General features: G+C 41.8%; 12 protein-coding genes. 1 reads left to right on the plus strand and 11 read right to left on the minus strand.

Annotation, left to right across the window (positions count from 1 at the left end):
* Positions 1-131: 131 nt before the first annotated feature.
* The 4 genes from ACTWQL_RS11760 to hemA all read right to left on the minus strand — a co-directional run bounded on the left by ACTWQL_RS11760 (position 132) and on the right by hemA (position 4,243).
* A complete protein-coding gene (locus tag ACTWQL_RS11760) occupies positions 132-914 on the minus strand; it encodes a uroporphyrinogen-III synthase (RefSeq protein WP_443142631.1) in 783 nt (260 codons plus the stop codon).
* Positions 914-1,849, minus strand: a complete 936-nt coding sequence (hemC, locus tag ACTWQL_RS11765; protein WP_443142632.1) for a hydroxymethylbilane synthase — start codon at positions 1,847-1,849, stop codon at positions 914-916. The genes ACTWQL_RS11760 and hemC overlap by 1 nt, the downstream gene beginning before the upstream one ends.
* A 169-nt stretch (positions 1,850-2,018) precedes the next feature.
* Entirely contained in the window at positions 2,019-2,846 is an 828-nt protein-coding gene (locus tag ACTWQL_RS11770) for a cytochrome C assembly family protein (RefSeq protein ID WP_443142633.1), read from the minus strand.
* Positions 2,847-2,872: 26 nt separating this feature from the next.
* A complete protein-coding gene (gene hemA, locus ACTWQL_RS11775) occupies positions 2,873-4,243 on the minus strand; it encodes a glutamyl-tRNA reductase (RefSeq protein ID WP_443142634.1) in 1,371 nt (456 codons plus the stop codon).
* A 275-nt stretch (positions 4,244-4,518) separates the two neighbouring features.
* Between hemA and ACTWQL_RS11780 the strand changes: the two genes are divergently transcribed.
* On the plus strand, positions 4,519-4,983 hold the full coding sequence (locus ACTWQL_RS11780) for a hypothetical protein (protein ID WP_443142635.1): 465 nt from the start codon (positions 4,519-4,521) through the stop codon (positions 4,981-4,983).
* Between the two features lie 174 nt (positions 4,984-5,157).
* Here ACTWQL_RS11780 and ACTWQL_RS11785 read toward each other — a convergent pair whose 3' ends face one another.
* The 7 genes from ACTWQL_RS11785 to clpX form a co-directional block, all read right to left on the minus strand.
* A complete protein-coding gene (locus tag ACTWQL_RS11785; protein ID WP_443142636.1) occupies positions 5,158-5,901 on the minus strand; it encodes an amino acid ABC transporter ATP-binding protein in 744 nt (247 codons plus the stop codon).
* An 11-nt stretch (positions 5,902-5,912) separates the two neighbouring features.
* Positions 5,913-6,572 carry an amino acid ABC transporter permease gene (locus ACTWQL_RS11790; protein ID WP_443142637.1) on the minus strand — a complete coding sequence of 220 codons (660 nt, stop codon included), beginning with the start codon at positions 6,570-6,572 and terminating at the stop codon, positions 5,913-5,915.
* A 143-nt stretch (positions 6,573-6,715) separates the two neighbouring features.
* Positions 6,716-7,510 carry a transporter substrate-binding domain-containing protein gene (locus ACTWQL_RS11795; protein WP_443142638.1) on the minus strand — a complete coding sequence of 265 codons (795 nt, stop codon included), beginning with the start codon at positions 7,508-7,510 and terminating at the stop codon, positions 6,716-6,718.
* A 297-nt stretch (positions 7,511-7,807) separates the two neighbouring features.
* Positions 7,808-8,389 (minus strand): ribosome biogenesis GTP-binding protein YihA/YsxC, encoded by a 582-nt coding sequence (gene yihA / locus ACTWQL_RS11800; protein ID WP_443142639.1) that lies wholly within the window; start codon positions 8,387-8,389, stop codon positions 7,808-7,810.
* A complete protein-coding gene (gene lon / locus ACTWQL_RS11805; protein ID WP_443142640.1) occupies positions 8,386-10,710 on the minus strand; it encodes an endopeptidase La in 2,325 nt (774 codons plus the stop codon). Before lon ends, yihA begins: the two co-directional genes overlap by 4 nt.
* 353 nt (positions 10,711-11,063) lie before the next feature.
* The gene (gene lonB, locus ACTWQL_RS11810; RefSeq protein WP_443142641.1) at positions 11,064-12,731 is read right to left on the minus strand and encodes an ATP-dependent protease LonB; all 1,668 of its coding nucleotides are present in this window, start codon (positions 12,729-12,731) and stop codon (positions 11,064-11,066) included.
* 158 nt (positions 12,732-12,889) lie between these two features.
* Positions 12,890-14,164, minus strand: coding sequence for an ATP-dependent protease ATP-binding subunit ClpX (clpX, locus tag ACTWQL_RS11815; RefSeq protein WP_443142642.1), 1,275 nt, complete (start codon positions 14,162-14,164; stop codon positions 12,890-12,892).
* Between the last annotated feature and the right edge of the window lie 263 nt (positions 14,165-14,427).

Consider the following 14,427-nt stretch of genomic DNA (forward strand, 5'->3'; position numbering starts at 1 on the left):
AGGTTCAGCCAGCGCTAAGGCTTGGCAAAGCCCAAGTTTTCTTTATTGTTTTTTGCGAAAAACGGTGGGCCTGGCTCTGCAGAAGTTCGCAAATTTCGCTTCAATCAAACTTAGTCAGAAATCATCAAGTCTTATTTAACAAAGCCTTCTAAATAAGACTCGAGTGAAGCAATCAAGCCTTCCGTCGTATATTCTTCTGCCACAATATCTGCAGTTACTCCATATTTTTCAAGCGTTTCAGCGGTTATCGGTCCGATACACGCACATATCCGGTCATTCAACGTTTCATCCGCTTCCGTCAATTGAAAGAAGAAATGAACGGTGGATGAGCTCGTGAACATAAGGATATCAACATCTCGATCTTTCAATGCTTGTTGTAATGCTTCTCTATTGGCATCATTAGGAACCGTCTCATAGGTGATGACAGGTTCAACCTCTAACCCGGATTCAGTCAATTCATCAACAATGATCCTTCGTGCTAAATTTCCATGTGGAAGCAAAATACGCTCACCATTAGTTTGATGGATGAACTCTTTCGTAAATTGTTCTGCTACGAATCTTGAAGGAACAAAGTCAACTTTTATACCGCTCTTTTCTAGGAGCTCTAAAGTCTTCTTTCCAATCGCTGCAATTTTTAATGAGTCAAGAAGCTCAATCGAATGGCCCTCTTCTTGTAACTGACTGAGAAAATAACGGACCGTGTTTTGACTCGTAAAAACGATCCACTGAAAATGTTCTATCTCGTGGATCGCTCTTTTTAATGCTGTATTGTCTCTGGCTGTTTGAAAAGAAAGAAGAGGAATCACAACAGCTTCCCCTCCCCTTAGTTCAATTGAATGGACAAGCGGAAGAGCCTGTTCTTCAGATCTTGTTATTAATATTTTATGATCTGAAAACGGCAGTCCCTTATCCATTACTGATCAAGCTCCTTTTTAACCCGATCCAAAATATCTTTCGCACCACGCTCACCAAGTCCCTTAGCTAATTCGACTCCGATTTTTTCTGGGTCAGTGCCCTTGATTGTATCTTTGATGATTGTCTTTCCATCTGGAGTAGAAACAAATCCAGTAAGAGTGATCGTTCTCGTGTCATCGTCAAGCTCTGCGAGTCCGCCGATCGGAACCTGGCACCCACCTTCAAGAGTACGTAAGAACGCTCTTTCAGCACGAACGGTATCGAACGTATCCGGACAATTGATTTTTTCCAACCAAGCCTTCAGCTCCTGATCACTTTCTCGGCATTCAATCGCAAGTGATCCTTGTCCCACTGCCGGAATGCAAACGTCCTTCTCCAAGTATTGACTGACCACATCATCAGACCATCCCATACGTTTCAATCCAGCCGCAGCTAAAACAATAGCGTTATAGTCTTCATTTTCTAGTTTCGCAAGTCTTGTATCAATATTCCCACGTATCCATTTTATAGAGAGATCCGGCCGTTTCGCAAGCAATTGTGCTCCTCTTCTCAAGCTGCTCGTCCCAATCACCGCACCTTCAGGCAATTCTTCAAATGGCATATGATTTTCAGAAATAAGCGCATCGCGATAATCTTCACGAGGTGGGGTGCAAGCAAGTTCAAGTCCTTCAGGAAGAACAGACGGCATATCCTTCATACTGTGGACAGCGAAGTCGATTTCCTTATCAATCATAGCCTGTTCAATTTCTTTAACAAAGAGACCTTTCCCTCCCACTTTTGAAAGGGTCACGTTTAAGATTTGATCTCCCTTTGTTACAATCTCTTTGATTTCGAACTCGAATGGTGCTCCTGCTTTCTTCAATTGATCAATCACCCAACGTGTTTGGGTAAGAGCCAGTTTACTTCTTCGAGAACCGATGACAATCTTACGCATAATTGGCCTCCAGACATAAATTCTTTTTTACGGTACGATCCCACAGTGCAATATTTCACGGTGCCAGGCACGACATTTTAGCCCTTGTGCCCCAAGAGTTCCAGAAAAGTGCCTGGCACCCTTGTCGAAATACGCGGTTTATCATTCGTTAATTCATTTGTTAATAATGTTAATACCACAAATGAAACTCCGTTAAAGTAGCAGCTAAAAAGTAGTTGATCAGGATGACAAGAAGCCCTGCGACATTCCAGTATGCTAACTGGCGGCCGAAAGCTCCTTTGCCTACCTTCAAGTACAAGTAGATTCCATACACGGATAAGACCATGAATGAGCTGATCACTTTCGCGTCTGTGAAAATCGCCTGTGTCTCGTACACTTTATACCCATAAATCAGCCCTAATATCAGGCTTAGGAACAGGATCGGGACCCCAACCATATTCAGGATGAAAGGTAGTGTTTCCAACCGGGTAAGGCTTTCAAAGCGCCACAATCGTTTCCCTACTTTTTTTTGTTTCAGCATATTGTACTGAACAAGATACATAATCGATAGAATGCTTGAAACCGTAAAAGCTCCATAAGCAATGAATGCCATCGTAATATGTATGATCGCCAACTCGTTGATCAGTTGATCGGAAAATGCTTCTGAAACTTGATTATTTGGAGCAAACCAACTGACTGCCATGAGGATGAAACCGATGATATTTGTAAAAAACGCAAAGAAATGTACACGGAAAAACCAGTTGATCAACATAGAAAGGGTGACGATGACCCATGAATAAAAAAATAACCCTTCCGTTGGTGTGAGTATCGGAAAACGGTTTGCTTCAAAAATCCGTAATATTAAAACAAATGATTGCAATACCCAGACAATAGAAAGCAACCAGAAGGCAATTCTGTTCGCCTTCCGGTTGTTTTGTAAGAAATCCATGAAATATCCTAGTACGCTGAGTGCGTACAAAATAATTGTAATATCGTAAATCCACCTGATACTACTCACGATACAACTCCTCTCCTGGGAGCAAGCTAATTCGCCGCCGGGTTGGAGACAGTTTGAAACGATTTCTCCGTTTCTACCTCAGTCGACTTTTGTTCGCGAGCAAGACGCTCCTCTTTTAGTACATGTTCCAACTCTTCTTCAATTCCGAATAGCTGTGTAAAAAGCTCTAAATGCTCATTCGAATCAGGTTCTGCAGCCAACTCTTTCACCTTCGTGATCGGATCACGGAGCAGTTGGTTGATGATACTCTTTGTATGTTTGCTGAGAACTTTACGTTCACGATCGGTAAGATCAGGCATTTTACGCTCGATGCTTTTCATCGTTTCAGCTTGAATGGAAAGAGCTTTTTGTCTTAATGCGGTAATGACAGGAACAACACCTAATGTATTGATCCAGTTCAAGAATGCAAGCAGTTCCTCTTCAATAAGGACCTTAATCTTAGCAGCCTCTTCCTGACGTTCTGCCAGATTCGCCTCAACGATTCCTTCAAGATCATCAATGTCATATAAAAAGACGCTTTCTAGATCCTGCAAGTCAGGAGAAAGATCACGTGGAACAGCGATGTCCATCATGAACAAAGGCTTCCCTTTACGCTTTTTCAAAACGGGTGCTACGTTTGCTTTTGAAAGCACAAATTCTGTAGAACCTGTGGAACTGATGACAATGTCTGCTTTCTGTAAAGAAGATTCCAACTCATCCATGGTAGAAGCTTGTCCGTTAAAACGGGCTGCCACTTCCTGAGCTTTTGCATATGTCCGGTTGAGTACTGTAATATCATCAACCCCATTACTACACAAGTGTTTTGCAGTAAGTTCGCCCATCTTTCCGGCACCGATGATCAAGACATTCTTCCCCTCAAGTCCATCGAAAATCTTTTTAGCAAGCTCCACAGCAGCATAGCTGACAGAGACTGCATTTTCTCCGATTTCCGTTTCGGAATGGGAACGCTTGGCTAGTGTAATGGCTTTTTTGAACAGTTCGTTGAAAACGGTACCTGTTGTTCCAATCTCTTGTGCTGTAAAGAAGCTTGAGCGTACTTGTCCAAGAATTTGCGTTTCGCCAAGAATCATTGAATCTAAACCGCAAACCACCTTGAATAAATGCTCTATGGCATCTTCACGTTCCTGGATCTGCAAATATGGATTCAGCAAATCTTTATCTAATGAAAACCAATTCGCTAAAAAGGCTTTAATGTAATATCGGCCTGTGTGTAACTGATCAGCGACGGCATATATCTCAGTACGGTTGCAGGTCGATACGATGACACATTCTAGAATACTTTTCGTTTTTCTTAAAGACTGTAAAGCTAATTCTAACTCACCAGGTTGAAATGAAACTTTTTCACGTATCTCAACCGGAGCAGTCTTATGATTAAGTCCAACTTTTAAAATGTGCATCGTTCGTCACCCCCTGTTTTTATGTAAAAACGAAGTAAATAATATAATTCCCACTTGCATTATAGCATGTGTGTAAAATCATAACAGAAACAAATGTGAACAGTGTTTGAAAGTCTTATGGTAAGATGATTTTTAGCAGACAAAAATCAGTATTCCCTAAAAACCAAATTTTAGTATATCCTTGCTTTATCAAGGCTTGACACACCTTTAATGTATCAAATTTCGAAGATTTTCGCAAAAGAACAACATGATTCATGCTATATGAGGAGGAGATTATGAAACAAGGTATGTTTCCAGGTACATTGATCGCAGGGTTGGGTGTATATTTTTTAGCAAGACAATGGTCCGTTCCGTTTATCGGTGAAATCGGTGCCCTTCCCGCATTCTTGCTAATTATCGGAATTGCGTTCCTCTTGCAGAAGAATGAACCGTACGCGCTATTTTCAGGGGTAGTCATTTGCGGCATTGCAGTCCATTATTATGCCAGCGGGAATATCGCCAACTGGCCGTCACTCTGGATTGTTTATTTCCTCAGTATCGGGGTCGGATTTATCTTACAGTATAATAAAACAAAGCAAGGCGGTCTCTGGATTGGTGCAGCCTTAATTATCGTTTCCCTGATTGCCCTATTTTCAACCAATACGATCGGAATCATCAATACAATCGTCAATTATACTGAACAATTCTGGGCAGTCATATTGATTGTGATCGGATTTTACCTGATGCGACGGAAAAAATAGCCAATAAGACCGGCATAGAGTACGATTCTGAACGATTTTATTCCAGAAAAAATGAGCATTATTCCAGAAATCAGCACTAAGGTACCAAGGTATTTAACATTTGAGCCTCAACCTTCATTTCTTCAACTACAAAAAAGGTGTTGTCCGTTTGCGGACAACACCTTTTTCACATGTTTAGAGGATTGAGCTTAAGAAATCTTTCGTACGTTGTTCTTTAGGATTGTTGAACAGGTCTTGAGGATGACCGCGTTCAACGATACGACCATCATGCATATAGAAAACCCAATCTCCGACTTCACGAGCAAAGCCCATTTCATGGGTGACGACGACCATCGTCATTCCTTCTCCTGCTAATTGCTTCATTGTCGATAAAACTTCCCCGACAAGCTCAGGGTCTAATGCGGAGGTGGGTTCATCGAATAGCATGATATCAGGCTTCATAGCCAGTGCTCTTGCTATTGCTACACGCTGCTTCTGACCACCAGACAGCTTCGAAGGATAGACATCAGCTTTTTCCGCAAGACCTACCTTTTCAAGCAGGTCTTTCCCTTCTTTTTCAGCCTGAGACCGGCTCATACCTTTGACCATCAACGGTGCCTCGATGACGTTTCCCAGAACCGTTTTATGAGGAAACAGGTTAAAGTGTTGAAAGACCATTCCGATCCGTTCACGGACCTTATTCAGGTTGTCTTTCTTAGGATCGATCTCTTTCCCTTCTACGATGATTTTTCCACCATTTTTGATTTCTAAGAAATTCAGACATCTAAGCAGCGTACTTTTCCCTGATCCACTTGCGCCGATCAATACGACAACATCATTTTCTTTAACTTCCATATCAACATCTTTCAATACATGTAAATCGCCAAAGCTCTTGTTCAGCTTTTCGATTTTGATCATTTCACGTTTTTCAGTCAACATCATTCACTCCCTTAATCACTTGCAGATAGCTTCTTCTCCATCATGCTGACGACAGCTGTCAATAAGAACACAAGAATCAGATAATATACAGCTACGATTAGTAGATAAGTCATTGAATCGAAATTATTTGAACCTGAAGTTGTGGCAACATTGAACAGCTCGTACATTCCGATGAATGCTGCTAATGATGAATCCTTCAATCCAATGATGAATTGGTTACCGAGTGGTGGAAGTGCGCGCCGAAAAGCCTGAGGCAATATGATTCGACGCATGGTCAATCCATTCGTCATACCTAATGAACGTCCTGCTTCCATCTGGCCTTTATCAATGGATTGGATCGTACCTCTGAAAATCTCTGCAATATACGCACCATTATGGAAAGCCAGTGCAAGTGTCGCAGACCAGAAACCTGAGATATTCATTTCAGATAATCCGAAGTAAAAGATGAAGATTTGAACGATTAGTGGTGTCCCACGGACGATGTAAATATAAACATTAGCGATTGCTTCCAAAACTTTGACTTTAGAAATTTTCAGCAACGCAAAGAAAAGACCTATGAATATAGCAATTAGTATCGATACTGCGGTTACTTGCAGCGTTAAAAGCATCCCTTTGAAAAAGACAGGATAACTCTCTAGGAATGTTGAAAAAAAGTGCGAAAAACTAGGCAAAGTGTATCAGCTCCTTAAAACCTCAAAAATCAAGTTGATAAGATTAAGTCCTATAGTTCCTTTGGAAAAGTTATGCAATACGTGTTGTAAGTAACAAATGTGCGCAAAGCTGCGCACATTCGTTATCTTTCCAAATTCAATTCTTATTTCCCTTCAGGATCAGATGTGATATCGTCCCCAAAGTACTTTTCACTCAGTTCTTTCAAAGTTCCATCTTCTCTAAGCTTCTCTAGTGCTGCGTTGATATCTTCAAGAAGCTTTTCATTATCCTTTGCGACAGCAATTGCTTGCTCACTACGTCCTAGAAGTTCTTTACCTTCGATCTTGAAATCATTTCCGATTGCTTCCTTACCAGTAACAAAGTCTGTGATGACTGCATCGTGCTTCCCTTCACTTAACGCTTCAAGTGCTGTAACATCACTATCATAAATTTTGATATTGCTTGTCACCTCTTCAGCACTTTTCGCGTATGTCGAACCTTTTGAAACTGCGATTTCTTTATCTTTCAAGTCATCCTTCGTTTCAATATCGCTATCTGGTCTTGTGAAAATTTGTGGACCTGAATAGTAATATGGAACGGAGAAATCTACATGTTCTGCACGTTCAGGTGTGATTGTGTGGCTGGCCACCGCTGCATCGAACCGTCCAGTTTTTACACCTTCAACGATACTTGCGAATTTGAATTTCTGTGGGTTGGGTTCCAAACCTAGTTCTTTCGCAACCGCTTCAGCTACCTCAATATCGAAGCCTGTCATTTCACCTTCTGCATTAGTAGAACTGAACGGTTTGAATTCTCCGGAAGATGCAAACGTGAACTTTCCATCTTCTTTGAGGTCATACTCTCCATCAGCTCCTCCTCCGCCATCTGAACCACCGCATGCTGCCAGAAGCATCGAGAATGCTAATACCATGACAGCCCATAAACTAACTTTTTTCATTCTGTTTTGACCCTCTTTCTGTAGATTTTTGGATACTACTCTTGAGAGAAACATACAGTGGCAAACAGACCATAAACGCTGATTTTTCATAACATCCAATAAAGTATGTAGAGGTGACAATGCCCCCTGTCATTCTACCAACCATACTTTCTATTTCTCTCAACCACTGTATATTTCCCTTATCTAAGACGAACTAAACAGCACCTTAGTCCTACTTTCTCAAAAGTATCCTAAGTACTACCTTCTACATAAAAACAAAAAACCCTCCCTATTTTTTAAAACAAGGAGGGTTTTAGCTTATATAAGGCTCTCAATAGTAGACCAGACTTTTTCTTTTCCGAACGATGTTTCTGCTGAAAATAGGAGGACAGACTCCCCTTTTTCAACCTTAAGGGTTTCACGGATCTTTTTGATGTGCTGTTGGTGCTTCCCTTTAGGAATCTTATCTGCTTTTGTCGCTACAACAACCACAGGGATTTCAAAATGCTTCAGCCATTCATACATCAATTGATCGTCCTTTGATGGTGCATGACGCAAATCGACTAATAAGACAACTGCCCTTAACTGCTCACTTTCCATCAAGTAGGTCTCGATCATCCGCCCCCAGGCATCGCGTTCTGACTTGGAAACTTTCGCGAAACCATAACCAGGGACATCAACAAAATACATCGTGTCATTCAGAAGATAAAAGTTCAACGTTTGTGTCTTGCCGGGTTTTGAAGAAGTCCGGGCAAGTGCCTTACGGTTGATCATCTTGTTGATGAACGATGACTTTCCGACGTTTGATCGTCCGGCAAGTGCGATTTCCGGTTTCTGATCATTCGGATATTGTTCTTTCTTCACGGCGCTGATAATCAGTTCAGCTGTATTTACTTTCATTTTTCCCCACCTATCAATGCTTCTTTTAATACCTCATCCAAATGAGAGACAGGTATGAAGGTGAGATCCTTCTTTACACTATCCGGAATATCATCCAGATCCTTTTCATTTTCTTTAGGGAAAATGATCCGCTCCAATCCTGCTCGATGGGCACTTAATGTTTTTTCTTTTAAACCGCCAATTGGAAGTACACGACCTCGGAGCGTGATTTCTCCGGTCATCCCGACTTCTTTTCGGACAGGGCGGTTAGTCAGTGCTGATATAAGCGCTGTAGCCATCGTAATCCCTGCTGAAGGACCATCCTTTGGTGTAGCACCTTCTGGCACGTGGACATGGATATCATTTTTCTCAGAAAACTCGGGATCGATATTCAATTCTTCAGCACGAGAACGAATATAACTGAAAGCTGCCTGTGCAGATTCCTTCATAACATCGCCAAGTTTCCCAGTCAAGATCAGCTTCCCTTTCCCAGAAGATACTGAAACCTCTATGGAAAGTGTATCTCCGCCAGCTGTCGTATAAGCGAGACCCGTAGCCGCACCGATTTGGTCTTCTACTTCCGCTTGTCCGTATCGGAATTTAGGTTTGCCCAGGTAATCTCCAAGCGTTTTCTCGGTAATGATGACACGTTTTTTATCGCCTGAAACGAGTTCTTTTGCTGCTTTTCTGCATAAGGAAGCGATTTGCCTTTCGAGATTACGTACACCAGCTTCACGTGTATATCGACGGATCACTTGCATGAGTGCCTCATCACGGATTTGGAGCTTCCCTTTCGTCAATCCATGTGCTTTGGTCTGCTTCTTCACAAGGTATTGATTCGCGATGTGGAGCTTCTCAACTTCAGTATACCCAGCAATCTGAATCATTTCCATCCTGTCCAATAACGGTCCAGGAATCGTTGAAATATTATTTGCAGTCGTTACGAACAACACCTTTGATAAATCATAAGGTTCTTCAATAAAATGATCGCTGAACGTATTGTTTTGCTCAGGATCAAGCACCTCCAATAAAGCTGATGCCGGATCGCCGCGGAAGTCATTGGACATTTTATCGATTTCATCAAGTAAAAATACCGGGTTCACTGAACCAGCTTTTTTCATTCCCTGGATGAGTCGTCCTGGCATCGCACCGACATATGTTCTACGGTGTCCGCGGATTTCAGCCTCATCCCTTACACCACCGAGCGAGATCCTGACGAAGTTGCGGCCAAGCGTCCTCGCAATTGACCGGGCGAGAGATGTTTTCCCGACTCCTGGAGGTCCTACCAAACATAGGATCGGTCCTTTTAGTGAATTTGTAAGCTGTTGTACAGCGAGGTATTCAAGGACTCTTTCCTTTACCTTTTCAAGTCCATAGTGATCCTCATTCAGGATCTTTTCAGCATGATTGATATCGAGATTGTCTTCCGTCTCTTTTACCCAAGGAATATTCAAGAGCCAATCGATATAGTTGCGGATCACGCCGCTTTCAGCAGAGCTTTGCGGCATTTTTTCGTACCGATCCAGTTCTTTCAGCGCCGTTTTCCGAACGTTATCCGGCATTTGTGATTCTTCGATTTTTTCCCGTAGTGACGTGACTTCTCCAGTTTTACCTTCCTTGTCACCCAGTTCCTTCTGGATGGCTTTCATCTGTTCGCGAAGATAATATTCTTTCTGGGTCCGTTCCATTGACTTTTTTACGCGCTGGCCGATTTTCTTTTCAAGACCGAGGACTTCTTTTTCATTGTTCAGAATTTGAATGATTCTATTAAGACGGTCTTTGATCTCGAGCGTTTCTAAAATTTCTTGCTTTTGTTTGATCTTTAACGGCAAATGGGACGAGACGATATCCGCCAATCTGCCAGGCTCTTCGATGTCTTGGACAGATGCAAGTGTTTCAGCTGTCACTTTCTTCGAGAGGTTTATGTATTGTTCGAAATGATGCAACAAGGTACGCATCAGAGCCATCTCTTCAGCATCTGCCTCATCACGCTCCTCGATCAATTTGACCTTCACTTCAAGATATCCTGTTTCTTCATCATCTTTATACGAAGTGATTTCCCCGCGTTGAATTCCTTCTACAAGGACTCTGATTGTTCCATTCGGAAGCTTTAGCATTTGATTGACTTTTACAATCGTCCCTAATTTATAAATTTCATCTTCCGTTGGTTCTTCTATGGCCACTTCTTTTTGAGTGGATAAAAATATGTGCTGGTCATCCATCATTACTTTCTCAAGGGCTTGTACAGACTTCTTGCGTCCAACATCCAAGTGGAGAACCATACCTGGATAAACAAGAAGACCTCTTAGTGGCAACAATGGTATTTTTCTCGTTTGAGCCATAGAAACACACCTCCAAGTTCTATTTAACACGCTGATCCTATGTTCTTTTGACTGATTTCTCCAGCAAAGCCGGAAAAAAGCATTTTAGTCAGCTTCATGATCATAACAAAAAATAGGTATTTCATCTTATCAATTTTACCCGTAAATCTAAGCTTTGTCTAATAAGTACCATTCACAAATCAACGTATTTCATCATGGCAAGTTGAAAGTGATAAGCCATAAATTTTCTCTAATCAACTTCTCGACACAACGGGGATAAGAGATACCCCAGTAAGGAGAGTACAAGGTGCTTGTAGGATCTGGAATGAAATTCGAAAAAAGAATAGACCCAACTACAAAAAGAAACCCCCGCCTCAAACGACCTTTGGCGAGGACTCTTGCGTAGTGATACTATCGACTCTTTCTTTATGGTATTTTTCCTTGAAGACGTGTTCGAAAACCTCTTCTAAGTGTTCGATGTATACAATTTCGATACCTTCGATTTGTTTAAGGATCGATTGTTGGTTTTCTTTCGGCACAAAGACAGTTTTGACGCCTGCTTGACTTGCGGCTGAAACTTTTGCAAACACACCGCCAACAGGTTTTACGCTTCCGTGTATGCTGATCTCACCCGTCATGGCTATTTGATTGTCCACTTTAATGCCCTTGATCGCAGAATAAATTGCGGTTGCGATTGCTATACCTGCTGAAGGGCCGTCGACAGGAGCACCACCTGGGAAATTGATATGGATGTCATAGCTGCCAGAAGGAACGCCCATTCTTCTGAGGACCGTCAAAACATTTTCAACTGAACTTTTCGCCAGGCTTTTACGTCTTATTGATTTGGATTGGCTTCCAATACTCTCCTCCTCAACTATACCGGTAATCATAATCGAGCCTTTTTCTTTTGATGGAATCACGGTCGCTTCAATTTCAAGAAGGGCACCAGTATTAGGTCCATAGACCGCTAATCCGTTGATATTACCCACTCGAGGAACTGGATGTATCTTGGATTCCATTCGAGGAGACAGCTGACTTGAATGGAGGACCCATTCGATATCATTTTTCGTCAGATGGCTACGGTCTTCAGTTATCGCCAGACCTGCTGCGATCTGAACACTGTTGACTGCTTCGCGGCCATTCCGAGCATATTTGGAAAGTAAGGTTAAGGCACTTTCTTCAATCGTAAAATGGATTTTCTCAACCGCTCTCCTTGCAATGCGGATAATATCATTGGCAGTAAGCTCTTTGAAAAAGATTTCAAGACACCTTGATCGGATAGCAGGGGGAATTTCCTCAGGAGTACGCGTCGTTGCACCAATCAAGCGGAAATCTGCTGGTAATCCATTCTGAAAAATATCATGGATATGCTGAGGAATCTGGTTATTCTCTTCACTGTAATAAGCACTTTCCAAAAACACTTTGCGATCTTCTAAAACCTTAAGAAGCTTGTTCATTTGGATCGGATGTAGTTCTCCGATTTCGTCGATGAAAAGCACTCCACCATGCGCATTCGTGACTGCCCCTTGTTTCGGTTGTGGAATACCAGCTTGACCCATTGCTCCCGCACCTTGATAGATCGGGTCATGAACAGAACCGATCAGCGGGTCAGCAATTCCACGCTCATCAAAACGTGCTGTCGTTGCATCCAACTCTACAAAAACAGCAGTGGGTTTGAAGGGGGAGCGGGCATTTTTCTTTGCTTCCTCTAACACAATCCTTGCAGCAGCTGTCTTCCCGACTCCTGGTGGACCATAAATGATGACGTGCTGTGGGTTAGGACCGCATAGCGCAGCTTTTAAAGCCCGGATTCCTTCAGCCTGGCCGATAATTTCATCAAAGCGTGAGGGCCTTACTTTTTCAGATAATGGCTCGGTTAACGAGATGCTTCTCAATCTTCGAAGCTGATCCATTTCCTTCCGTGATTCTTTATCTATCGAGACTTTTTGAGTCCGTTGATTTCGCAGTAAATTCCAAAAGTAGAGACCGATGATTATTCCAAAGAACAGCTGGATGATCAATGCTATTCCTGTCCAACTCATGCCTTCCCCTCCTATATGTATGTGTTTTGGTATCCTTTAGTATCTCCGAGCATGTGTTGGACTAAACGTTATTTTCTGAATTGGATGCAGGAATTTACTTATAATTTATAACAGCAAAAAGCACTCTGCTCGAAGCAGAGTGCTTTATCAATCATTCATTATGCACTTTCTTTAGGTTTCTTTTTTTCATCGATAACGGTACCGTCTTCAAGAACAAGCTGTGGCGGCACTTTATCCGTAACTGTTTCTGCGGTAATGACACACTTGTTGATATCTTCACGTGATGGAAGATCGAACATTACATCAAGCATGATGCCTTCAATGATGGAACGCAGACCACGTGCTCCGGTTTTACGTTCAATAGCTTGCTTCGCGATTTCGCTAAGAGCATCATCAGTAAACTCAAGCTCAACATCATCCAGCTGTAACAGCTTCTTGTATTGTTTTACAAGTGCGTTCTTCGGTTTGGTCAGGATTTCAACCAATGCTTCTTCATCTAACGGCGTCAGGCTGGATGTAACCGGCAGACGACCGATGAATTCAGGTATAAGCCCGAATCGAAGCAAGTCTTCAGGCAATACTTTTGATAAGTATTCACCTTGTCTAAGTTCAGCCTTTTCGGAAGTCTCAGTCCCGAATCCGATTACTTTCTTACCGAGACGACGTTTGACAATCTGTTCGATTCCATCGAATGCTCCACCACAAATGAACAGGATATTCGTGGTATCGATTTGGATGAATTCTTGATGAGGATGCTTACGTCCACCTTGAGGAGGTACACTTGCAACTGTTCCTTCAAGGATTTTAAGTAAAGCTTGTTGTACACCTTCACCAGATACATCACGTGTAATCGATGGATTTTCAGACTTACGTGCAATCTTGTCAATTTCATCGATGTAAATGATACCTCGTTCTGCTTTTTCAACATCATAGTCTGCAGACTGGATCAATTTGAGCAAGATGTTTTCCACATCTTCCCCTACGTAACCAGCTTCAGTTAAAGATGTAGCATCAGCTATTGCGAAAGGTACATTAAGGATACGTGCTAATGTTTGAGCCAGTAATGTTTTACCGCTACCAGTCGGTCCGATCATTGCGATATTACTTTTTGCCAACTCAACATCATCAGATTTTTTAGATGCGTTGATACGCTTGTAATGGTTATAAACCGCTACGGACAGCGATTTTTTCGCTTGGTCCTGGCCGATTACATAATCATCAAGGATTTTCCGAATTTCTTGTGGTTTCGGAACATCTTTGAACTCTACATCTTCTTCCGTTCCAAGTTCCTCTTCTACGATTTCTGTACACAATTCAATACATTCATCACAAATATAGACACCTGGTCCGGCAACCAGTTTACGTACTTGATCTTGTGTCTTCCCACAAAAAGAACACTTCAATTGCCCTTTTTCTTCATTAAATTTAAACATTGTATCACCCCTAAGAATGGTTTGGATGAATTGTTACTTTTAGTTATTTGTCATCGTGTGTATTTTACACATTGAAAGATTTCCAATATGTTTTGGGAGTAACAAATCTGTCGTTGGAATCCATTATTGTTATGTATTTGATTTTATCACGAAGAGCCGTAAAACAAAAATAATAACGCTTTGTTATGTAAATTTCAATCGGTGATATGTATCAGTATAGTCATAAAACAGGAAGACGATTCCTAAATAAAAAATATATTTTT

Source organism: Pseudalkalibacillus sp. R45, assembly GCF_052246725.1.
Lineage (GTDB): Bacteria > Bacillota > Bacilli > Bacillales > Fictibacillaceae > Pseudalkalibacillus.